Annotated in this window: 22 protein-coding genes; 14 read left to right on the top strand and 8 right to left on the bottom strand. The window is 65.6% G+C overall.

What is annotated here, in order from left to right; translation table 11 throughout:
• The first annotated feature begins 107 nt into the window (after positions 1-107).
• Positions 108-767, top strand: a complete 660-nt coding sequence (locus KUV49_RS02685; RefSeq protein ID WP_222451497.1) for a sigma-70 family RNA polymerase sigma factor — start codon at positions 108-110, stop codon at positions 765-767.
• Between the two features lie 8 nt (positions 768-775).
• The gene (locus KUV49_RS02690; RefSeq protein WP_222452054.1) at positions 776-1426 is read left to right on the top strand and encodes a ChrR family anti-sigma-E factor; all 651 of its coding nucleotides are present in this window, start codon (positions 776-778) and stop codon (positions 1424-1426) included.
• A 77-nt stretch (positions 1427-1503) separates the two neighbouring features.
• On the opposite strand, the gene KUV49_RS02695 is transcribed toward KUV49_RS02690, so the two are convergent.
• Positions 1504-2142 (bottom strand): TetR-like C-terminal domain-containing protein, encoded by a 639-nt coding sequence (locus KUV49_RS02695; protein ID WP_222451498.1) that lies wholly within the window; start codon positions 2140-2142, stop codon positions 1504-1506.
• 56 nt (positions 2143-2198) lie between these two features.
• On the opposite strand from KUV49_RS02695, the gene KUV49_RS02700 reads away from it, so the two are divergent.
• The 4 genes from KUV49_RS02700 (at position 2199) to KUV49_RS02715 (ending at position 5795) form a co-directional block, all read left to right on the top strand.
• A complete protein-coding gene (locus tag KUV49_RS02700) occupies positions 2199-2645 on the top strand; it encodes a nuclear transport factor 2 family protein (protein WP_222451499.1) in 447 nt (148 codons plus the stop codon).
• Positions 2638-3471 carry an ergot alkaloid biosynthesis protein gene (locus tag KUV49_RS02705; RefSeq protein ID WP_222451500.1) on the top strand — a complete coding sequence of 278 codons (834 nt, stop codon included), beginning with the start codon at positions 2638-2640 and terminating at the stop codon, positions 3469-3471. The genes KUV49_RS02700 and KUV49_RS02705 overlap by 8 nt, the downstream gene beginning before the upstream one ends.
• 923 nt (positions 3472-4394) lie before the next feature.
• Positions 4395-4784 carry a helix-turn-helix domain-containing protein gene (locus tag KUV49_RS21695; RefSeq protein ID WP_410000776.1) on the top strand — a complete coding sequence of 130 codons (390 nt, stop codon included), beginning with the start codon at positions 4395-4397 and terminating at the stop codon, positions 4782-4784.
• A 24-nt stretch (positions 4785-4808) separates the two neighbouring features.
• A complete protein-coding gene (locus KUV49_RS02715; protein WP_222451502.1) occupies positions 4809-5795 on the top strand; it encodes an alpha/beta hydrolase in 987 nt (328 codons plus the stop codon).
• A gap of 776 nt (positions 5796-6571) precedes the next feature.
• Here KUV49_RS02715 and KUV49_RS02720 read toward each other — a convergent pair.
• Complete coding sequence (locus tag KUV49_RS02720) at positions 6572-7315, bottom strand: glutamine amidotransferase (protein WP_222451503.1); 744 nt, start codon at positions 7313-7315, stop codon at positions 6572-6574.
• Between the two features lie 192 nt (positions 7316-7507).
• On the opposite strand from KUV49_RS02720, the gene KUV49_RS02725 reads away from it, so the two are divergent.
• Both KUV49_RS02725 and lpxK read left to right on the top strand, forming a co-directional pair.
• Positions 7508-8728, top strand: a complete 1221-nt coding sequence (locus tag KUV49_RS02725; protein ID WP_222451504.1) for a 3-deoxy-D-manno-octulosonic acid transferase — start codon at positions 7508-7510, stop codon at positions 8726-8728.
• The gene (lpxK, locus tag KUV49_RS02730; RefSeq protein WP_222451505.1) at positions 8728-9720 is read left to right on the top strand and encodes a tetraacyldisaccharide 4'-kinase; all 993 of its coding nucleotides are present in this window, start codon (positions 8728-8730) and stop codon (positions 9718-9720) included. Before KUV49_RS02725 ends, lpxK begins: the two co-directional genes overlap by 1 nt.
• Positions 9721-9786: 66 nt before the next feature.
• Here lpxK and KUV49_RS02735 read toward each other — a convergent pair whose 3' ends face one another.
• Genes KUV49_RS02735 through KUV49_RS02745 form a run of 3 tightly spaced genes read right to left on the bottom strand, consistent with a single transcriptional unit; the run spans position 9787 to position 12134 of the window.
• The gene (locus tag KUV49_RS02735) at positions 9787-10908 is read right to left on the bottom strand and encodes a CaiB/BaiF CoA transferase family protein (RefSeq protein ID WP_222451506.1); all 1122 of its coding nucleotides are present in this window, start codon (positions 10906-10908) and stop codon (positions 9787-9789) included.
• Complete coding sequence (locus KUV49_RS02740; protein ID WP_222451507.1) at positions 10905-11606, bottom strand: DsbA family protein; 702 nt, start codon at positions 11604-11606, stop codon at positions 10905-10907. The genes KUV49_RS02735 and KUV49_RS02740 overlap by 4 nt, the downstream gene beginning before the upstream one ends.
• A 9-nt stretch (positions 11607-11615) precedes the next feature.
• Positions 11616-12134 carry a DUF721 domain-containing protein gene (locus KUV49_RS02745; protein WP_222451508.1) on the bottom strand — a complete coding sequence of 173 codons (519 nt, stop codon included), beginning with the start codon at positions 12132-12134 and terminating at the stop codon, positions 11616-11618.
• Between the two features lie 83 nt (positions 12135-12217).
• Here KUV49_RS02745 and mutY point away from each other — a divergent pair, with 83 nt between their 5' ends.
• A complete protein-coding gene (mutY, locus tag KUV49_RS02750) occupies positions 12218-13297 on the top strand; it encodes an A/G-specific adenine glycosylase (protein WP_222451509.1) in 1080 nt (359 codons plus the stop codon).
• A 65-nt stretch (positions 13298-13362) separates the two neighbouring features.
• Entirely contained in the window at positions 13363-14523 is a 1161-nt protein-coding gene (locus tag KUV49_RS02755; protein WP_222451510.1) for an alkane 1-monooxygenase, read from the top strand.
• A 287-nt stretch (positions 14524-14810) separates the two neighbouring features.
• Here KUV49_RS02755 and KUV49_RS02760 read toward each other — a convergent pair whose 3' ends face one another.
• From KUV49_RS02760 to petA, 3 genes are read right to left on the bottom strand one after another with little or no spacing between them, the layout of a single operon-like run.
• Positions 14811-15599 (bottom strand): cytochrome c1, encoded by a 789-nt coding sequence (locus KUV49_RS02760; RefSeq protein ID WP_222451511.1) that lies wholly within the window; start codon positions 15597-15599, stop codon positions 14811-14813.
• A gap of 17 nt (positions 15600-15616) precedes the next feature.
• A complete protein-coding gene (petB, locus tag KUV49_RS02765) occupies positions 15617-16957 on the bottom strand; it encodes a cytochrome b (RefSeq protein WP_222451512.1) in 1341 nt (446 codons plus the stop codon).
• A gap of 12 nt (positions 16958-16969) precedes the next feature.
• A complete protein-coding gene (gene petA, locus KUV49_RS02770; protein WP_222451513.1) occupies positions 16970-17548 on the bottom strand; it encodes a ubiquinol-cytochrome c reductase iron-sulfur subunit in 579 nt (192 codons plus the stop codon).
• Between the two features lie 224 nt (positions 17549-17772).
• On the opposite strand from petA, the gene KUV49_RS02775 reads away from it, so the two are divergent.
• The 4 genes from KUV49_RS02775 to KUV49_RS02790 all read left to right on the top strand — a co-directional run bounded on the left by KUV49_RS02775 (position 17773) and on the right by KUV49_RS02790 (position 20846).
• Entirely contained in the window at positions 17773-18453 is a 681-nt protein-coding gene (locus KUV49_RS02775) for an outer membrane protein (protein WP_222451514.1), read from the top strand.
• Between the two features lie 40 nt (positions 18454-18493).
• Positions 18494-18886, top strand: a complete 393-nt coding sequence (locus KUV49_RS02780) for a hypothetical protein (RefSeq protein WP_222451515.1) — start codon at positions 18494-18496, stop codon at positions 18884-18886.
• 44 nt (positions 18887-18930) lie between these two features.
• Positions 18931-20337, top strand: coding sequence for a PepSY-associated TM helix domain-containing protein (locus tag KUV49_RS02785; RefSeq protein ID WP_261391453.1), 1407 nt, complete (start codon positions 18931-18933; stop codon positions 20335-20337).
• 101 nt (positions 20338-20438) lie between these two features.
• Positions 20439-20846 (top strand): GFA family protein, encoded by a 408-nt coding sequence (locus tag KUV49_RS02790; RefSeq protein WP_222451516.1) that lies wholly within the window; start codon positions 20439-20441, stop codon positions 20844-20846.
• The last annotated feature ends 8 nt before the right edge of the window (positions 20847-20854 follow it).

A 20854-nucleotide genomic window follows, 5' to 3' on the forward strand; every position in this document is an offset into this window, starting at 1 on the left:
GTACCCTTAATTGCCCCTGTTTAAGGTACGACCATGCGTGGAAATCGGATGCAAAGAAAACGTGCGATTTTTTTGATCCGATCCGGAAACGGTCGCGTAGCAGGAACATGTTCAGTGACGCTGACGCCATCGAGATCACCGGCCCCCGTGCCGACACCCCGCCCCAGGCGGGCGTGCTGCTTTCGCTCCGTGGCAACGGCAAGAGAATTGAACCCGTGATCGACAAGACGGAAGAGCATACCCAGGACTGGGCGCATTACATCGCCCGGATACGCGATCAGCGCGACCGCGCCGCCTTTCAGCGGCTGTTTTCGCATTTCGCCCCACGGGTCAAAGCCTTCCTGATGAAATCCGGGACAGATGCATCACTGGCCGAGGAATGCACGCAGGAGGTCATGGCGACCCTCTGGCAGAAGGCCCACATGTTCGATCCCACCCGCGCCAGCGCGGCGACCTGGATCTTCACCATCGCGCGGAACCGCAGGATCGACGCGATCCGCAAGCAAAGACGACCCGAGCCCGAGGAATTGCCCTGGGGCCCGGAGCAGGAACCGGACCAGGCCGATGCCCTGGCCCTGCAACAGGAAAGCGAAAAACTGGGCGCCGCCATCGCGCAGCTGCCCGAGAAACAGAAGGACCTGATCGAAAAGGCCTATTTCGGCGATCTCACCCATTCCGAGATCGCCGAGGAAACCGGCCTCCCGCTCGGGACCATCAAATCGAGGATCAGACTGGCGCTGGACCGCCTGCGCCACCAGATGAAGTGATGACGACGATGACAGACACGATCAGACACCACCTGAGTGACAAGCTGCTCATGGCCTATTCCGCGGGCACCCTGCCCGAGGCGTTCAGCCTCGCGGTGGCCGCGCATATCTCCATGTGCGACGAATGCCGCGCCCGGCTCGCGTCCTTCGACGCGGTCGGCGGCGCCCTGATGGAGGATTGCGGCGATGCCGCCCTGTCCGACAGCGCGTTTCAGGACACCCTGGCCCTGATCGACGCCGCCGACCTCTCCGCCCCCGAAACCACCCAAACGGCCACCGGCACGCTGCCGCGCCCGGTGCAGGACTATATCGGCGGCGACCTCGACGCGGTGAAATGGAAATCCGTCGGCATGGGCGTGAAACAGGCCATCCTGCCCACCTCGCGCGAGGCCACGGCCCGCCTGCTTTACATCCCCGCCGGCGCCGCTGTCCCCGACCACGGCCACCGCGGCACCGAGCTGACGCTGGTGCTGCAAGGCGCATTCGCCGACGAAGTCGACCGCTTCGGCCCCGGCGATATCGAGATCGCCGACGAAGAGCTCGACCACACGCCCGTCGCCGAGGTGGGCGCCGACTGCATCTGCCTCGCCGTCACCGACGCCCCCCTGCGCTTCCGCGGCTTCCTGCCCCGCATCGCGCAGCCCTTCCTGCGGATCTGACGTTTCTGCGGGGGGCAGCTTTACGGACCTCGTGCCGCCACGCCGGACAAATCCGTCCGCAAGCCGTGAACCAGTTCCTATTGTGGGGGGACCTTCTCGTTTACAGCGGCCTTTAAACCCGCTGTGATCGCCCGGCTTTGCATCTCAAGGTCCTCACGGGAAGGGGACACCCCCCGGACGACCATCCGCCAGTAGAGCGGCGCGACGAGCAGATCGAGCGCGAGCTCACGGTCGACCTCTTCGGGCAGCTCGCCCCGGCAAATGGCGCGGTCCAAAAGCGCTTCCGCCTGTTCGCGTCGCGCTGCGGCCACGCGGTCGTTGATCGCGCGCATCTCTTCGCTTCTCGCGGCTTCGGCGTGCAAATCCGGCAGGATACGACGGGCGAGCGGATGCCGCAGCACGGCCCGCGCCCGCAGCAACAGGGCGAAGACCTCCTCCTCGAGCGTCGGCTTCTCCGTCTCCGGCAAGGCGATCCGCAGGCCCAGGGTCGAAATCGCTGCATCGGCGAAAGCCAGGCGTGACCGGAACCGCCGGTAAATCGCGGCCTTGCCGGCGCCGGCGCGGGCGGCGACCCGTTCGAGGCTGAGCGCGCTGAAGCCGCGCTTAGCCCATTCCTCGAAGAAGGCGCGGTAAAGCGCCTCGGTCAGCTCCGCGCGCGGGACAGCTGCGCCGGAAGGTTTTCGACGGGATTTTTCGTCGGAACGGTTGCGTTCCATCCCTGGGTTCCCCATATGGTCGATACGATACCGTTCCAACCATAGGAGATCTCCTCATGGACAACAAGTTCGACAGTTTTTCCGGCCTTCTGCGCGGTGCCCTCGGCGACCGGCTCAAGGCGGGACCCGAGATTTCGGACATTTTCACCGAAGATATCCTTTTCGAGTTTCCCTACACGCCCGAGGGCCTGCCACGGCGGCTGGAGGGCATCTCGGCCCTGGAAGATCACCTCGCCCGGCTCGGTCCGATGCTGGAGCTGGGGGAGTTCACGCTGCATGCCGTCCATCCCGCGAACGAGACAGTGGTTCTGGAGTTTTCCTGCACTGGCGCGGGGGTCGAAACGGGGCTGCCCTACAACCAGGACTACATCTCCGTCGTGACGCTCCGCGAGGGCCGCATCGCCCGTTACCGCGATTACTGGAACCCCCTCGTCGTGCTCCGCACCCTCGGCGGGGCGGAGGCGGCTGCGAAAGCCTACAAGGGGGAGACCGCCAATGGCTGATCGTATCCTGGTCATCGGCGGCAAGGGAACGACCGGCCGGCGGGTGGTCGAGCGTCTCGGACCCGTCGGCGCCGAGGCGGTCATCGGCACCCGCAGGCCGACGGCTCCCCGGGACAGGTTCTTCGACTGGCAAGACCCGTCCTCCGTCACCGCCTTCGACGGCTGCTCCGCGGCCTATGTCGTCGCCCCCACGGATCGCACCGACCACGTCGATGCCATGCGCCCTCTTCTCGAGGGGGCCATGGCGCGCGGGGTACGCCGCTTCGTCCTGCTGAGTTCCTCCCTGCTTGAGCGGGGCGGGCCGATGATGGGCGAAGTTCACGCCTGGCTGGCCGACACTGCGCCCGAATGGGCGGTCCTGCGCCCCTCGTGGTTCATGCAGAACTTCTCCGACGGTCCCCACGCCCGGACCATTCGCGACGAAGATGCGATCTACAGCGCCACCGGCGATGCCCGGGTGGGCTTCATCGATGCCGATGATATCGCCGCCGCGGCCATCGCCTGCCTGACGTCAGCCGAACCGCTCGACGACGACAGGATCCTGACCGGCCCCGAGGCACTCAGCTACGAGGACACCGCCGGCATACTCTCCGAGGTGACGGGCCGAACAATCCGCCACATCGCCCTGTCCACCCGGGAGCTGGCCCATCGCTTCGAGGCGCAGGGCCTTCCACCGGACTATGCCGGGATTCTCGCCGGTCTGGACGAAACCATCCGAACCGGGGTCGAGGATCGCACGACCGACAGCGTCGCGCGACTGACCGGGAAAGCGGCAGGGTCCTTTCGGCAGTTTGCCGAAGGCAACGTCGGACGCTGGCAGGCCTGACATCACAAGGCCTGCGCGGCGCGGCCAAAAGCCTCGGCAGCGCCGCGTCAAAGACCAGCGGATGTGGCGCAGTCCGCATTGTCCGAACACCGGACAGCCCCCCCCCTGCCCATACCCGCCGGTTAAAAACGGTCGAGGCCGCCGGTGACAGAAACGGTTGAGTTCTGGCATATCCTGCGCTGCGGAGACGGTCCGGAGAGAGCCCATGATTGCCACGGTCACAAAGCGCTCGCGCGGAACAAGGGCGAAGCCCGCCGCGCATCGCCGGGCCGTCCCCCGGCACGGCGATTTGGCAGGTGACGTACCACGCTCTGAGGTTGGATGTGCCTGGCCGGTATAAATTGCCCATACCCATCGTCGGTTCGCCGCACCACGGCCCGTCGATGCGCGTCTCCTCACCGTCGAAAAATGACGTCCGCTTCGTCCGGTCGGCCAACATTCGTGCCGCCCGCAACGAATACCGGGATCGAGCCCTTCTTAAACACTGGTATCGAGCCCCCAGCCGGTTAACAGCCGCGCAGCGGCCCGGCCATCGTCAGCCCCTCCCTTGGGCTGGCGATCTGGCTGAGGCTGGGCGCAACGATCCTTCCGAGGATGTGTTTGGCAGGCATGAAGTGCTTCAGAATTGCCGTCGGATCGCCACCCCAGGGGCTGACGCTCGCCTCCGTTGGGAACGGCGGCAAGGTCCGCTCTGCGGTCGCCCGCGCTGGCCGCGGCGAAGGTTCGCGGGGAGCCCTCTTCGGCTCGGCAGGCACATTTCAGACCCCGAGACGACGTGATGAATCTGAGCGCCTGAGGTTCAGCGGTATCGTCAGTCCGGCCTTGCCTGCGCATTCTCATGGTGTCACTAAGTGACCAGCGGAAAGACGCATGGTGCCAAAAAGTTGAGAATGAGCCCCTCATCAAAGCAAGACGACGTTATGATGGAGATCGCCCGCAATGCCGCGAAACTCTTCTGGGAAAGGGGCGTAGTTCGAACCCGGGGAGAGGACATCGCTGCCGCGTCTGGCCTGTCAAAACGAACGGTCTGGCGCCACTTCCGGTCGAAGGACGCCTGTGTCGAAAGCTATAGCCTGCAAGATGTGCTGAGCCGTCCAGGGGGCAGCGATGCAATCGACCGCGACCTTGCCGATCTGCGATCCCGTCTTCGACGACTGGCGCAGAGCCACCTCAGATACCGGAGGGGAACTGCAATGACTGCGCCAGCCTCTCACGACGCTGCAAGCGCACCAGCCGCGTCGGCCCCCGACTATCGGCCCCGCGCCTGGCGCGCGCCCTCCAATTTTCCAAGGATCCCCCATGCCCAGCACTGAAACCACGATATCCAAGGCGTTCTCATGGAGGAAAATGTGGTCCCTGTCCCTTCATCGATCAGCATCGAGGCCCAGGCTATGTTGCGAGCAGCCGTTGGCGACGACGGGCGACCGCTGAACGCGCTCTACCCATCGCCTGGCCCGGATGACCACGACGCCTGGCGCAAGATGCAAGCGGCCGCGGACGCCCACTATGCGGAGCAGGTCAAGGGTCTTGCCGGTGAGGTGAGGGCCAACGTCGAGACGCTTGCGATTGGCACGGCGACTGTTCATGTCGCGACACCGCCAGACCTTTGCCACGACGACTGCGTCTATATCGACCTGCATGGCGGTGCCCTGGTGTTCGGGGGTGGCGAGGCCTGCCGCCTGGGCGCCCAGATACAGGCGGATCAACACGGCATGGACTGCTACGCAATCGATTACCGGATGCCGCCGGATCATCCTTACCCGGCCGCCCTCGATGACTGCATTTCGGCCTACCGGCGTGCTATCGACATCTACGGCGCCAACCGCGTCGTTATCGGTGGCCGCTCCGCCGGCGGCAACCTCGCGATGGCAACCCTGCTGCGGGCGCGCGACGAGGGCCTGCCGATGCCGGCTGCTGCTGTGCTCCTCTCACCTGAGGTGGATCTGACCGAATCCGGCGAGAGCTTTCGCACCAACCGGCTGCTTGACGTGGTTCTGCCGACCTCGCTGATGAACGCCAACCTGCTCTACGCGGGAGGGGAGGATCTCGCGCACCCCTATCTCTCTCCTCTCTTCGGCGAGCTGAGCGCCGACCTTCCGCCAACCTTCCTGCAAAGCGGAACACGGGATCTCCTTCTGTCGAACACCGTTCGTCTCCACCGTGGGCTTCGCCAGGCTGGCGTTTCGGCCGAATTGCATATCTTCGAGGCGATGCCGCATGGCGGCTTCGGTGGAACCACGCCCGAGGACATTGATTTGAAGCGCGAGATCGTCGACTTCGTTCGGCGCCAGCTGTCCCCACCAGCTGGCCGGACAGAAGACTGAACTGCGGGCGCACCCGTGTTTCGCCGCTGGCGCTGACGGGCCACATGGTACACCGAGTTAGCGTACTTTACCTTCCGGACTGAGGTCCGGTACGCCCAGAGCCCGGCGAAGAAGGCGAAGGGGCGGCCGTCGTGGAGCACGAACCAGACTGGCATCCTGCCGTCGCGGGTGTCCGCTGTGCCCGCATCGGCGGCGCTGCGACGAGGCGCGGCGAATGGTAAGTTATGAGTCACCGGGTTCGGCTCAGCGTCCAACGACCGCTTACGCGATCTGCGCCGCGGCGCCGAACCCGACTTGCCGCGACTGCGAGCGTTTCCTCGGTGATGCTGCAATAGCATCGGTTAGCCGCCGAACGGCCGGAATATCCGCTCACCAGCCACAAAACCCCTGACAATACCCGTGCGCCAGAAACGGTCGTTCTTGTCACTTCGGTTAGGTCAATCGAAATCACTGGAACGTCTCGCACCACGAGTCCTTCACAGAACTGGCCGTGGCACCGTCTCGTTTTTCGCCACGCGCGCATAGCGCAGTTGATGCCACGCGCAGCGCCCGTCACGGTGTGCTCAAAACGGACAGTCCACCTGGCGGCTATCATCGCGCCACCTGCCACGGGGTTTGCCACCGGCTCCCTTGTCCCGGGCTTGACCCGGGACCTCCCGGACACGCGCCGACCCTCCGCACCTTCCGTTAACCAACCGGCGCCTGACAGTGGCACCGCCGCGATACCACCCGGATACCGAAGCGATACCGACGCGGTTTCGGACGCCCCGGCGGGCTTAACCCTTGCCGTACCTCTGCACGAAATTCCGCAGGATCATCTCGGGCGCGAACACGTCCGCCGCCCGGCACATGGCGATCAGATCCTCCGCATCCTCGGGCGGGAAATAGCCCCGCTCGCGGTAGATCCTGATCCGCGTCTCGAACCCCGCCGCATCCGCCTCGGGGTGGAACTGCGTGGCATAGACATTCTCTTTGTACCGCAACATCTGGTATGGGCATGCCTCGGACCTCACAAGATGCACACATCCCTCCGGCAGGTCCTGCAAGGCCTCCTTGTGCCCCACGAAAGCGTCGAACGCCGTCGGCACGCCCGCCAGCAGCGCATCGTCCTTGCCTTCCGGCGTGACTTCGCAGGCCGATGTGCCCACCGCCTCGCCAAAGGCCCGCTTGCTGACATCGCCCTGCAGGTGCGCCCCAAGGATACCGATCCCGTAACAGCAACCCAGGAAAGGAAAATCCCGCTCCGTCACCTTGGGCATCAGCCCCAGAACATCCGCCTCGATCCGCGCCTCGATCTCGGATTTTTGCTCCGGCGCATCGCTCACACAGCCCGGACCGCCCCCGACGATCACACCCGAAAACGCATCCAGATCAATGTCTTCCGGCAACCTCTCCCGGTCCATCCGGATCCGTCGCGCGGCGCCGGCCTCCAATCCGCCCTTGCGCAGGATCGCCGCGAACTCGTCGTCCGACGCCTCGGTTTCCGGGCGCAGTTGCAGGATCAGGAAAGGCTTGGTCATGGTCCATGGCTCCGGCAAGGGGTCCTGTCCATTGGCCTCATTCCGGCGCGCAGGTCAACCCACCCGCATCCCTTGACCCCGCTTGGCAATAGAATACCCTGCGCCACGACCGGCCGCCGCGAGGAATGCAACGGTGCCATTCTGCTACAGACATGATTTCACGGCGTTATTACGCACCGCAAGGGGTCCGGCATGAGCCGCTCCCTCAGCCTCGCGGCGTATCTCGCCTATGCCCGTCGCGGCCCGGCCAAGCCCTACACCCCCAGCCGGGAGCGCCCCTCCGGCCCGTTGTTCTGGGCTCATGCCGCTGACAGCGGCCACGCCGGCGCCTTGCTGCAGCTCTTCGACCGCCTGCGCCTCTACCGTCCGAAACTCTCGCTTCTGCTGACCTCCACGGACACGCCCCCGGCCACGCCCTATCGGGACCGGACCGAAGTCATCTTCGAACAACTGCCCGAAGACAGCGTCGCCACCGCCGAGGCGTTTCTTGGCTGCTGGCGTCCCGACATCGCCCTCTGGACCGGCGGCGGCCTTCAGCCCGCCCTGCTGGATCGCACCGCGGAGATGCACATTCCCATCGCGCTTGTCGATGCCACCGAAACCGCGCTGGCGCGTCCCGCCTGGCGCTGGTTTCCCGACCTGCCCCGCGCCCTGTTGCGCCAATTCGAGTTCGTCATGGCCCGAGACGAGGCCTCGGCCCGTTTTCTGCGCCGCATGGGGGTGCCCGAACGCGTGGTCTCGGTCACCGGCCCGCTGCTCGAAGGCACCGTGTCCCTGCCCTACAACGAGTCCGACCGCGCCGACCTCGCCGCCACGTTGCTGGGCCGTCCGATCTGGCTGGCCGCGATGATCCGCCCCGAAGAGATCGAGACCGTGCTTGACGCCCATCGTGAGATCAGCCGTTTCTCGCACCGGACCCTGCTGGTCATGGCGCCCGAAACCCCGGAAGAGACGGCGCCTTTCCGCGCCGCGCTGGGCGACGCGGGAATGCGGCATATCACCTGGTCCGAAGGCGCGCTGCCGGACGAGACCACCCAGGTCATCCTGGCCGACACACGCGGCGAAATGGGGCTTTGGTATCGCCTTGCGCCAACCACCTTTCTGGGCAGTTCGCTGGTCTCCGGCGCGCATGGATACGACCCGAACGAACCCGCGGCGCACGGCTCGGCCATCCTTTACGGCCCCAATATCCGCCGGTATCTCAACAGCTATTCCCGCTTTGCCGAGGCCGGCGCGGCCCGCATCGTTCGCGATGCCGAAACCCTGGCCGCCGCGGTCAAACGCCTGATCCCCCCCGATCAGTCCGCCGGCATGGCCCATGCGGCCTGGGAGGTCGCCTCGCGCAGCGCCGGGCTGACCGACCGTATCGCCGACCTGCTGAACGACCGGCTCGACCGGCTGGAGGAACACTGATGCGCGCACCCGGCTTCTGGGACACCACCCCCGACCGACCCGGATTGCGGGCACGGCTTCTGTCGCCCCTGGGCCGCGCCTACGCCCGCGCCACCGCCCGCCGCGTGGCCAGGGCGCCGGAGTTCCGCGCAGAGGTTCCGGTGATCTGCGTCGGCAACCTCAACGCCGGCGGCACCGGCAAGACGCCAACGGTGATCGCGCTGGTCCAGCACCTGCAATCGCGCGGCAGGACCGTCGCCGTCATTTCCCGCGGCCACGGCGGCGCGCTCGACGGCCCCGTCGAGGTGAATGAGCGCACCCACACCGCCCGGGATGTCGGCGACGAGCCCCTGCTGGTCGCCGCCTTCACGCGGACCTGGATCGCCCGTGACAGGGCCGGCGCGGCAAGGGCGGCAGCGGCTTCGAACCCGGATGTGATCATCATGGATGACGGTCACCAGAACCCCTCCGTGGCGCGCGACCTGTCGCTTGTCGTGGTCGATGCGGTTAAGGGCTTCGGCAATGGCCGCTGCCTGCCCGCCGGCCCCCTGCGCGAGCCCGTGGAAACCGGCCTCGACCGCGCCGACCTGCTGCTGTCGATCGGCCCCGACACCGCGCAGATCGCGTTTCGCAAGACCTGGGGCCACGTCATCCTGATCCCCCACGTGAACGGCAGGCTGGACCCGTTGCAGACCGGCATGGACTGGACCGGCACGCGTTTTCTCGCCTTCGCGGGCATCGGCCACCCGGAGAAATTCTTCGCCACCCTGCGCGGCCTCGGCGCCGACCTTTCGCGGGCCGAGGCGCTGGACGACCACCAGCCCCTGACCGAGGCGCTGATGACCCGGCTGGAAAACGAGGCCGCGCTCATTCACGCCCAGCTCGTCACCACCGAAAAGGACGCCGTCCGCCTGCCCCCGGCCTTCCGCCGCAAGGTCCTGACCCTGCCGGTCCGTCTCAACCTCTCCGATTGGTCGGCAATCGACGCAAAGCTGGAAAACCTCGGCCTCTGATCCGGCTTTTTCTTGCCCTAAATACTCAAATCAAAAAACAGAGCGTGGCGCAGCCACACAATTTGATCACGCCGGATCATCCTCGCCCAGCTTCGGCGAGGCGCGGTGCAGCGACAGATCCGCATCGGAAAACCGCATCGGGCTGCGCACGCCCGGCACGCCGTCCACCTCCACCTTCAGCCCCCGCGCCACGACCTGCGGATCGGCAAAGACCTCTTCCATGTCGTTGATCGGCCCCACCGGCACGCCCTGCGCCTCGCAGCCGGCCTGCAACGCGGCCTTGCTCAGCCCCTTGGTGTACCCGGTCAGCACCTCTGTCAGCGCATCGCGATGCGCCACCCGGTCGGCGTTGGTGGCATAGTCCGGCGCCGCCTTGACGTCCGCCGCGCCCAGCACGTCGCAGAACCGCCCGAACTGCGCGTCGTTGCCCACCGCCACGATCAGGAAACCGTCCAAACATTCGAACACCTGGTAGGGCGACAGGTTCGGATGCTGGTTGCCCAGCCTTTGCGGCGGCGTGCCCGTGGCAAGGTAGTTCATCGCCTGGTTCGCCGTCACCGCAACCGCCGTATCCAGAAGCGCCATGTCGATATGCTGGCCCTTGCCCGTTGCCTGCCGCTGGTGCAGCGCCGCCAGGATCGCGGTGCTGGCATAGACGCCGGTGAAGATATCCGTCACCGCCACGCCCACCTTCACCGGCTGGCCTTCGGGATCGCCGGTCATGCTCATCAGCCCCGACATGCCCTGGATGATAAAGTCATACCCGGCCTTGCCCGCATAGGGCCCGTCCTGCCCGAACCCGGTGATCGAGCAATAGATCAACCCCGGGTTCACTGTCGCAAGGCTCTGGTAATCCAGCCCGTATTTCGCCAGCCCGCCGACCTTGAAATTCTCGATCAGGATGTCGGCCTCCGCCACCAGCTCACGGACACGGGCCTGACCCGCCTCGGTGCGGAAATCGATCGTCACGCTCTGCTTGCCGCGGTTGCAGGAATGGAAATAGGCGGCCGAGCGGTCACCGTCACGCTCGATAAAGGGCGGTCCCCACTGGCGCGTATCGTCGCCTGCGGGGCTTTCCACCTTGATCACGTCCGCGCCCAGGTCCGCCAGAACCTGCCCGGCCCAGGGGCCGGCCAGGATGCGTGCCAGTTCGACAACCTTCAGGCCGGCCAGCGGCGCGGGCTTCATTCCGCCAGCTGCTCGTCGATCATCGCCTTCAGCTCGTCGTAGGACATGTTGGAATGCGTCTCGCCGTTGATCACCAGCGTCGGTGTCGAATTCACGTCATCGGCCTCGGCATTCTCCTGGAACCATGCCACCAGCGTCTTGGCCTTGTCGGCATCGTTCAGGCACGTATCCAGCTCTGCGTCGTCCAGCCCGGCGACCTTGCCGATCTTGCGCAGCCGCTCCGAGATGGCCACCGGGTCCTGCCCGTCGCCGATCCAGTCCTTCTGCTGGTCATAGATCATCTCGGTGATGCCAAAAAACCGCTCTTCGCCGCCGCAGCGCGCCACCATCGATGCCCAGAGGCCGTAGCGGTCGAAATAGACGTCGCGATAGGTGAAATGCACCTTCCCCGCGTCGATATACTCGGATTTCAGCTGCTTGAACTGGTTCTCGTGGAAATTCGCGCAATGCGGACAGGTGAAGGACGCGTATTCGACGATCTTCACCGGCGCGCTTTCCTCGCCCAGCGTCATTTCCACGATCGAGGACGTGTCGATCTCTTCCGCCGGCGCGTCCGACGCCTCCTGCGCATTGGCAGCGCCCGGCAGGTCGGTCACACCGCTGCTTTCGGTGGGTTTTCCGGTCTGCCCGCTCAGCCACCAGCCGCCGCCGGCCGCCAGGACAAGGGCCGCGGCCCCGGAAAGAAGCACGTTTTTCATCTCATCACCTTACGATTTCTGCGTGTTGCTTTTCGTTAATACGTTCCGGCCCAGCTTTTCCAGCGCATCGCGCAGTCCCGCATCTCCCACGGGCTGCGCCAGCCTGGCGGCCGCGGCCATGGTCATCTCGCTCGGGGCGGGTTTCTCGGCCACCTTGGGCCGGTGGTCGAAACTGGCCTGCCCTTCGGCAAACCCGGTGGGCGCGGTCTGGGTGATCTGAACGCGCGCGATGGCGTTATAGCCATAGGCGGTGTTCACCCGCTCGCGCAGCGTTTCCTTCTGCATTTCCAGCATCGGCGCCTGTGCGCCCGTGGTCAGCACGACCAGCGTCGCGCCCAGGCCATGACGGGGATAGGTCACCTTGACGGGCCGGCATATCGCGGCGATCTCTTCCCCCGCGATCTCGGGCCAGTGCGTCACCACGCGCGACACCGCAAAGCCCCGGCTTTCCGAGGCTTTCCGGATCCGCGCCCCCAACAGGGCGCCGCTGCGCTTGAAGCCTTTCGTCGTGCCCCGATACGCGGGCATGGCTGACCTCCCGTTTCCTCGCCCTAATGTAGAGGGTATGAGGATGAACGACAAACGCAAAGCTGGCAAAGGCGGGATAACAGATGCGTGACACCAAGCTGAGCACCGAACTGCTGGACTGGTACGACCGCCACGCCCGCCAGATGCCGTGGCGCGTGCCCCCGGATGCGAAACAGGCCGGGGTTCGCCCGGACCCCTACGCCGTCTGGCTCTCGGAGGTGATGCTGCAACAGACCACCGTCGCCGCCGTCAAAAGCTATTTCGAACGCTTCACCGCCCTCTGGCCCACCGTCGCCGATCTCGCCGCCGCCGAGGATGCGCAGGTGATGGGCGAATGGGCGGGCCTGGGCTACTACGCCCGCGCCCGCAACCTGCTGAAATGCGCCCGCGTCGTGGCGTCCGACCATGGTGGCCAGTTCCCCGGCACCGCCGCCGAGTTGCAGAAACTCCCCGGCATCGGCCCCTATACCGCCGCCGCCATCTCGGCCATCGCCTTCGATCAGCCTTCGGTGGTGGTCGACGGCAATGTCGAGCGGGTCATGGCCCGCCTCCACGACATCCACACCCCCCTGCCCGCCGCCAAACCCGAACTGACCGAAGCCGCGGCGACCTTGACGCCGCAAACCCGCCCCGGCGACTATGCCCAGGCGGTCATGGACCTCGGCGCCACCATCTGCACGCCCCGCTCGCCCGCCTGCGGCATCTGCCCCTGGCGCACTCCTTGCACCGCGCGCGAAAACGGCACCCAAGCCGAACTGCCCAAGAAGACCCCGAAAAAGGCCAAGCCCACGCGCCTCGGCATAGCCTATGTCGCCCGCCGCGCCGATGGCGCATGGCTGCTGGAACGCCGCCCCGACAGCGGCCTGCTGGGCGGGATGCTCGGCTGGCCCGGCAGCGACTGGTCCGACGCCCCCACCCCCGCCCCGCCGCTGGATGCCGACTGGCAGCTGCTGGAGGCCGAGGCCCGCCACACCTTCACCCATTTCCACCTGCGCCTGAAAATCGCCCTTGCCTGCCTTGGCCCGGACGCGGACAGCCCCTCCGACACCACCCGCTTCGTCCCCGCCCACGCCTTCAAGCCGACCGAGTTACCCACCGTCATGCGCAAGGTTTTTGACTTGGCCCGCGAACCCTTGCAAGACTGCGCCTCGAACACGTCCTGAGGCGATTTGCGCAATCGCCCCACCCCGCGCAGCGCGTTATGATCGCGGGCAAAAAGGTGAAGGCCATGCAGACCACGACATCCAGATATCTCGCCCCCGAAAAGGTCGGAACCCTCAGGCGCGCGCTGCCCTTCTGGGCCGCCTTCTCGCTCGTGCCGCTGGCGGTCGTCAGCGCCACCCAGGGCGGTTGGACGGTCTTCCTGCTGCCGCTTTTCACCTGGTATTTCTTCGCCGCGCTCGACGCCGTGCTGGGGCTGGAGCTCGACAATCTCGACCCCGAAACGCGCCAGCAGCATATCCGCATGTACACCGCCGTCACCGTTCTCTGGCCGCCGGTGCAGTTCTGCCTGCTTTACTGGATGATCTGGTACGCCACCGGCCCCGGCGACGCGCATCTGAACGCACTGGAAACCATCCTTCTGTTCTTCGGTATGGGCGTGATTTCCGGCACTGTCGGCATCAACTTCTCGCACGAACTCATGCACCAGAAGGGCAAGGGCGAGCGTTTCCTGGGCGACGCGCTCCTGTCGATGGTCCTCTACTCGCATTTCAGGTCCGAACACCTGCAAGTCCATCACCGCCACGTCGGCACCCCGCGCGACCCGGTGACGGCGCGCTACAACGAGGGCTTCCACCGTTTCTTCCCCCGCGTCCTGCGCGAAAGCCTGGTGTCGTCTTGGGAGGCCGAAAAGGCCCTGCTGGCCCGCAAGGGCAAGCCGTGGTGGGACCTCAAGAACCCGTTCTGGAAATACTGGGGATTGCAGGCCTTCATGCTGCTCCTCGCCGCGCTCATCGGCGGCTGGATCGGCCTCGCGCTCTTTGTCTGGCAGGCGTTCATCGCCATCTGGCAACTGGAACTGGTCAACTACGTCGAACATTACGGCCTCACCCGCAAGCACCTCGGCGACGGCAAGTACGAGCACGTCAAACCCCAGCACAGCTGGAACGCCGCGCAGAAGGCGTCGAACTGGCTGCTGATCAACCTGCAACGCCATTCCGACCACCACTACAAGCCCAACCGCCGCTTCCCGCTCCTGCAGAACTACTCCGAGGACGAGGCGCCGCAACTGCCCTATGGCTACCCGGTGATGACCGTGGCCGCGATGATTCCGCCCTTGTGGCGCCGGGTGATGAACCCCCGCGTCCGCCGCTGGCGCGAGAAATACTATCCCGAGATCACCGACTGGAAGCTCTACAACAAGGCGCTGAACCCGCTGCCCCGTTAGGTTCCACATCCTGCGCGGGATCGAGGCGCAGCAAGCGCACATCGCCGGGTCGCCCGTCACGCCGAAGGCGTGCCGATAGCATTGGCGCACCTCTGGTGCGGCGGCACGGCGATGTGTCCGAATTCCGTGCACCGCCTCTGTGTTTTCCCACCTGGCAACCATAAAGCGCCAAAGCCCATCTGATGGCGCGCCGCACCACCGCCCGCCAATGGGCGGCCCCATCGCCCATGCAAAAACCCCCGCTGCATCGCAACGGGGGCTTTCAAACCTAAACGAAGGCCGGTCGATCAGCTTTCGTATTTCTTCTTGATCGGCTTCCAGATCCGCTTGTTCGTCAGGTACAGCAGCACCGACAGCAGCGTCAGGAAGATCACCCCGGTCAGGCCCGCCTGCTTGCGGTCCATCATCTTGGGTTCCGCCGTCCACATCAGGAAGGCCGCGACGTCCTTGGAAATCGCGCTCAGGTCGTTCTCGTGACCGTCGGCATACTCCACGTCCTCACCGTAAAGCGGCTGCGCCATGGCGATCCAGCCGCCGGGGAACGCCTCGTTCTCATAGAACGTGGTGCCGGCTTCTTCCTTGGTCTCTCCGGTATAGCCGGTCAGGATCGAATAGATATACTCCGGCCCCCCCATGCCTTTGACAAGCTGGTTGATGCCCGTGCCCTCGGGCCCGTGGAAGCCGGCGCGCGCCTTCGCCATCAGGCTCAGGTCCGGCGCGGAGTCCATGTTCGAGCCGGGGAAATGGTCGACCGGGCGTGCCGCGCGGAAATCATCCAGTTCCTCGTCAAAAACCTCGTAATTCTCGGCATAGGCGCGCACCTCGGCCTCCGAGAAATGCGGTCCGCCTTCATCGCCCAGCGTCCGCAGCGGCACGTATTGCAGGCCGTGGCACGCCGAACAGATCTCGGTATAGACCTGCAGACCGCGCTGAAGCTGGAACTGGTCGAAGCTGCCGAACGGCCCCTCGAACGAGAAGTCCACGTCCTTTACGTGGCCCTCGCCGCCCGCGGCCATCACGCCCCCGGTCGAAAGGGCCAGGGCGGTAACTGCGCTGATCGCGACTGTCTTGAACATTTGCCTCGTCCTTTCTCTTACTCGGCCGGGCTGGCAACAGTGGCCGTGCCGCCGCTTGCCGCCTTGTGCGCCTCGAAATCCGCCTCGATGGTCTCGGGCTGCGGCAACGGTTTCTCGATCACGCCCAGCAGGGGCAGGATGATCAGGAAGTAGGCGAACCAGTAGGCCGACGCGATCAGCGAGTAGGTCGCATAGGGCTCTTCCGCCGGACGCGCGCCCAGCCACATCAGCACGACGAAGTCGAGCGCCAGCAGCCAGAACCACCACTTGAACATCGGACGATACCGGCCCGACCGCACCATCGAGGTGTCCAGCCACGGCGCCAGCGCCATCACGGCGATTGCGCCGAACATGGCCAGCACGCCGAAGAACTTGGCGTCGATGATGCCGCCGGTGATGAACGATGCAAACTGCACCACCCACACTTCCGACGTGAACGCCCGCAGGATCGCGTAGAACGGCAGGAAATACCATTCGGGCACGATATGCGCCGGCGTCGCCAGGGCGTTGGCCTCGATATAGTTGTCGGGGTGGCCCAGGTAGTTCGGCATGAAGCCCACGATGGCAAAGAACACCGCCAGGATCACGGCCAGCGCAAACAGGTCCTTGATCACGAAGTAGGGCCAGAACGGAACCGTGTCCTTCTCGGCCTCGGCCTTCGAGGTGCGGCGCACTTCGACACCCGTGGGGTTGTTGTTGCCCGTGGTGTGGAACGCCCAGATATGGACCGCGACCAGCGCGGCAATCACGAAGGGCAGCAGGTAATGCAGGCTGAAAAAGCGGTTCAGCGTGGCGTTGTCCACCGCCGGACCACCCAAGAGCCAGGTCTGGATCGGCTCACCGATCAGTGGGATCGCCCCGAAGAGGCCGGTAATCACCGTGGCCCCCCAGAACGACATCTGACCCCAGGGCAGCACGTACCCCATGAAGGCCGTGCCCATCATCATCAGGTAGATCAGCATGCCCACGATCCATGTGATCTCGCGCGGGGCCTTGTAGGACCCGTAATAGAGACCGCGGAAGATGTGCAGGTAGACCGCGAAGAAGAACAGCGAAGCGCCGTTCATGTGCAGGTACCGGATCATGTGCCCGCCGTTGACGTTGCGCATGATGTGCTCGATCGACGCGAACGCGTAGTCGACATGCGGCGTGTAATGCATGACCAGAACGATGCCGGTGATGATCTGCAACGCCAGGCAGAAGGTCAGCACGATGCCCCAGATCCACATCCAGTTCAGGTTCTTGGGCGTGGGAATCATGATGGTGTCGTAAAGAAGACCGACAATGGGAAGGCGGCGGTTCAGCCACTTTTCACCGCCGGTTTTCGGTTCGTAATGGTCGTGAGGAATTCCAGCCATCGTTGTTATTCCTTATCCCAGCTTAACGGTCGTTTCATCGACGAATTCGGCCACCGGCACCGGCAGGTTCTCCGGCGCGGGTCCTTTGCGGATGCGGCCAGCCGTGTCGTAGTGCGACCCGTGGCAGGGGCAGAACCAGCCGCCCACGCCGCTGTCCAGCACGTAATCGCCGGCATTGCTCAGCGGCACGCAACCCAGGTGCGTGCAGACGCCGATCTGCACCAGCCACTCGCCGGTCTCGTCCAGCGCGCGGTTCTGGTCGGTGGCTTCGGCCTCGCCTTGCAGGTTCTCGTTCCGGGCAATCGGGTCCGGCAGGCTCGAGACATCCACGTCACGCGCGGCCTCGATCTCGGCCTCGGTGCGGCGGCGGATGAAAACCGGCTTGCCCAGCCATTTCACCGTAAGCTGCGAGCCCTGGTCGACGCCGGACACGTCCACCCGGATCGAGCTGAGCGCCTGAACGTCTGCAGAGGGGTTCATCTGGTCGATCAGCGGCCAAACGGCTGCCCCGACCGCCACGGCGCCGGCGCCGCCGGTCGCGTAGTAGATGAAATCTCTGCGTGTGCCTTCGTGATCTTCTGCGTGGGACACGAGCCAATCTCCAATCTGTCTGAGCCTTCTCGGCAAACTCCCGCAAGCGGCGAACGGACGACTCCCCGTGCCGCGGTCAATCGGGTTATTATCCAACGATGACTGAGGCGTCCAGTGCACAATGCCAATCATTTGACGAGGGTGCTCTTGTGTCGCGCTTGTGGCGTCTGAACAGCGGGTGTAAGCACGGCGCGACCCGACCTGTCGCTGAAAAGGCCAGTATCATGCTGAATTCCGTTCGTGTTTCCCTCTTTGCCCTCGTCGCGATGGCCAGCCCCGCCGCCGCCGAGATCGAACTCAGCTTCTATCTTGGCGCGCAAGGCGCGAGCGAAAGCTCGGCCAGTGGCGTCCTGCCCAACGGCGGCGGCGCGTTCAACCGCAACATCGGCTGGGAAGGCAAGCCCTTCGACGCGCCCATCTATTACGGCGGCCGCGCGATGTACTGGACCGACACCAACTGGGGCTTCGGCCTCGAAGGCACGCACACCAAGGCCTACATGCCTGCCGGTGACGCCGCTGCCGTCGGCCTGACCCGGTTCGAGCTGTCGGACGGCCACAACATCTTCACCGCCAACGTCATGAAACGCTGGCCCGGCGCCTTCAACCAGGGCCGGTTCACGCCCTATGTCGGCGGCGGTCTCGGCGTCGCCGTCCCGCATGTCGACGCGCTCGCCGTGGGCGCCACCAACCGGACCTTCGACTACGAGAACACGGGCGTCGCGGTGCGCGGCATCGCCGGCATCAAGTACAATTTCACCGACCGCTGGGCGCTCTTCGGCGAATACCAGATGACCTATTCCGAGAACGACATCACCATCGACGGCGATCCCGGCCAGCCTGACGGCAAACTCAGAACCGACCTGCTGACCCACGCGGTCAATGTCGGCATCAGCTACAGCTTCTAAGATCTGGCGCGCCCCCGCCGGGGCGCGCTATTGACCCCACATGAAACCGAAACGCCCTCCCCGCTCCGGCGCGACACGCAGCATCGGCCTGGTGCTGCTCTGGGCGTTCGTTTCCGTCTTCACCACCTTTTCGTCCTTCGCGCCGGGCACCATGCCCCAGTTCCAGCCCGGCGGCATCACCGTCGTGCTGTGTACCGGCGATGCCCAGCTCAGCATCACCGTCGACGAAACCGGCACCCCGGTCGAGGCCGAGGACGTGCCCTGCCCCTGGGTCACCCATGCCAAGGCCGCCGATCCGGTCACGGCCCCGATCCTTGCGGCGCGCCCGATCCGCGCCACCCATCGCGACGCCGTCCTGAACCACGCGGCAGCGCCGCTTCCGCGCCCCGGCTTCCCCCCGGCGCACCCGCGCGCACCCCCCGCCTACCTTTGATCTGATCGCACTTTACCAACTGCTTCATTTCAAAGGAGAACCACATGGTTTCCGACCCCACTCCCATGGGCGCGGTCCCGACCGCTGCGCATGATCCGCAGAAACTCTACCGCGCCGCGTGGCGCTGGCACTTCTACGCCGGGCTCTACGTCATCCCCTTCTTCGTCCTTCTGGCCATCACCGGCATGATGATGCTCTGGATCGCGCATCTCGACGGGCGCGACGGCGAACGCATCCCGGTCACCGCGCTGGAGGCGCCCACCGCCGTCTCGGATCAGGCCAAGGCCGCCCTCGCCGCCATCCCCGAGGGCGAGCTGCGCGCCTATATCGCACCCCGCACCGACGATGTCGCCGCCGTCTTCCGCGTCGACGATGCCACCGGCCCGCAGATGGTCGCCGTCGATCCCTACACCGCCCAGGTCATCCAAAGCTGGCCACGCCGCAGCGGCTGGTACGACTTTGCCGACAACCTGCACAGCGACATCAGGCTTGGCGTCACCGGCGACCGGATGCTGGAAATCGCCGCGTCGATCGGCATGGTCCTGATCGCTACCGGCCTTTACATGTGGTGGCCCCGCGGCGGCGGCACCTGGCGCGAGGCTCTGATGCCCCGGCTTGGCAAAGGTCGCGCCGGCTGGCGTGCCCTCCACGGCGCCGCCGGCTTCTGGATCTCGATCATCCTGATCTTCTTCCTGCTCTCGGGCCTCTCGTGGACCGGCATCTGGGGCGCGAAGATGGTCCAGGCCTGGAGCCAGTTCCCCGCCGAGAAATGGGACAATGTCCCCCTCTCCGACGCCACCCATGCCAGCCTCAACGCCGGCCGCGCCGACGTGCCCTGGGTGCTGGAACAGACGCCCCTGCCCGCCTCGGGCAGCATGGCCGGCACCGACGGGCTCGCCCCCGGCACCCCGGTCAATATCGACAGCATGGATGCGCTCGCCCGCCGGATCGGCTTTGACGGGCGCTACCAGATGAACCTGCCCTCGGGCAAAACCGGCGTCTACACCTTCGGACGGGATTCGATGAACACCGACGACGTGAACCCCACCACCGACCGCACCACGCATGTGGACCGCTACACCGGCCGCATCCTCGCCGATATCCGCTACGAGGATTACTCGCTGGCGGGCAAGGCCATGGCCGTGGGCATCGCCCTGCACATGGGCACGCTGGGCCTCTGGAGCGTTCTGGCCAACACCGCCTTCTGCCTCACGGTCCTGATGCTCTGCGTCACGGCGGTGGTGATGTGGTGGAAACGCCGCCCCTCAGGCAGCGCCCGCCTCGCCCCGCCGCCGATGCCCTCGAACATGCCGCTCTGGTCCGGCGCGGTGCTGGTGGGGCTGCTGGTGTCCCTGGCCTTCCCGCTGGCGGGCCTCACGCTGATCGGGGTCATCGCGCTCGACGTGCTGGTCATCTCCCGCATCCCGCCGCTGCGGCGCCTGCTGACCTGAACCACATGGAATGGCCCGGGCACAGCCCCCGGGCCTTCCGTTTGACCCCGGGTGCGGCCGGCGTTACGCATCACGCTGTCGCCGTTTGGAAAGGTTCGCGCATGGACAATCCGTCAACCGGCCAGTGCCTTTGCGGCGCGGTCAGCTTCCGTATTTCGGGGGCGTTCGACAGCTTTTTCCTCTGCCATTGCGCACGGTGCCGCAAGGGCAGCGGTTCGGCCCATGCGGCAAACCTGTTCGCATCAGGCGCCAGCCTGACCTGGGTGTCGGGCGCGGACAGAATTCAGCACTACGTCTTGCCCGCAACCCGGCACGCCAAAAGCTTCTGCAAGACCTGCGGATCGGCGCTGCCATACACCTCAAAGGACAGCGGCTTGCTCGTGGTACCTGCCGGGTGTCTCGACACCCCGGTCGGCCTGCGGCCCGACGCGCATATCTGTCACGCCAGCCGCGCCGATTGGGACGACGCGCTGGACAGAATTGAAAAGATCGACGGTCTTCCCGGCTGAAGACCGTG

The sequence above is a fragment of the Roseovarius atlanticus genome (assembly GCF_019802205.1).
In the GTDB taxonomy this organism is placed as follows: Bacteria; Pseudomonadota; Alphaproteobacteria; order Rhodobacterales; family Rhodobacteraceae; genus Roseovarius; species Roseovarius atlanticus_A.

Coding starts and splice junctions, on each gene's coding strand:
- KUV49_RS02735 (WP_222451506.1), bottom strand. CDS start 10,908: ATGAAGCCCGCGCCGCTGGCCGGCCTGAAGGTTGTCGAACTGGCACGC.
- mutY (WP_222451509.1), top strand. CDS start 12,218: ATGCGTGACACCAAGCTGAGCACCGAACTGCTGGACTGGTACGACCGC.
- KUV49_RS02785 (WP_261391453.1), top strand. CDS start 18,931: ATGGTTTCCGACCCCACTCCCATGGGCGCGGTCCCGACCGCTGCGCAT.
- KUV49_RS02720 (WP_222451503.1), bottom strand. CDS start 7,315: ATGACCAAGCCTTTCCTGATCCTGCAACTGCGCCCGGAAACCGAGGCG.
- KUV49_RS02755 (WP_222451510.1), top strand. CDS start 13,363: ATGCAGACCACGACATCCAGATATCTCGCCCCCGAAAAGGTCGGAACC.
- KUV49_RS02700 (WP_222451499.1), top strand. CDS start 2,199: ATGGACAACAAGTTCGACAGTTTTTCCGGCCTTCTGCGCGGTGCCCTC.
- KUV49_RS02715 (WP_222451502.1), top strand. CDS start 4,809: ATGGAGGAAAATGTGGTCCCTGTCCCTTCATCGATCAGCATCGAGGCC.
- KUV49_RS21695 (WP_410000776.1), top strand. CDS start 4,395: ATGGAGATCGCCCGCAATGCCGCGAAACTCTTCTGGGAAAGGGGCGTA.
- KUV49_RS02790 (WP_222451516.1), top strand. CDS start 20,439: ATGGACAATCCGTCAACCGGCCAGTGCCTTTGCGGCGCGGTCAGCTTC.
- KUV49_RS02745 (WP_222451508.1), bottom strand. CDS start 12,134: ATGCCCGCGTATCGGGGCACGACGAAAGGCTTCAAGCGCAGCGGCGCC.
- KUV49_RS02685 (WP_222451497.1), top strand. CDS start 108: ATGTTCAGTGACGCTGACGCCATCGAGATCACCGGCCCCCGTGCCGAC.
- lpxK (WP_222451505.1), top strand. CDS start 8,728: ATGCGCGCACCCGGCTTCTGGGACACCACCCCCGACCGACCCGGATTG.
- KUV49_RS02760 (WP_222451511.1), bottom strand. CDS start 15,599: ATGTTCAAGACAGTCGCGATCAGCGCAGTTACCGCCCTGGCCCTTTCG.
- KUV49_RS02775 (WP_222451514.1), top strand. CDS start 17,773: ATGCTGAATTCCGTTCGTGTTTCCCTCTTTGCCCTCGTCGCGATGGCC.
- KUV49_RS02705 (WP_222451500.1), top strand. CDS start 2,638: ATGGCTGATCGTATCCTGGTCATCGGCGGCAAGGGAACGACCGGCCGG.
- KUV49_RS02695 (WP_222451498.1), bottom strand. CDS start 2,142: ATGGAACGCAACCGTTCCGACGAAAAATCCCGTCGAAAACCTTCCGGC.
- petB (WP_222451512.1), bottom strand. CDS start 16,957: ATGGCTGGAATTCCTCACGACCATTACGAACCGAAAACCGGCGGTGAA.
- KUV49_RS02740 (WP_222451507.1), bottom strand. CDS start 11,606: ATGAAAAACGTGCTTCTTTCCGGGGCCGCGGCCCTTGTCCTGGCGGCC.
- KUV49_RS02780 (WP_222451515.1), top strand. CDS start 18,494: ATGAAACCGAAACGCCCTCCCCGCTCCGGCGCGACACGCAGCATCGGC.
- KUV49_RS02725 (WP_222451504.1), top strand. CDS start 7,508: ATGAGCCGCTCCCTCAGCCTCGCGGCGTATCTCGCCTATGCCCGTCGC.
- KUV49_RS02690 (WP_222452054.1), top strand. CDS start 776: ATGACAGACACGATCAGACACCACCTGAGTGACAAGCTGCTCATGGCC.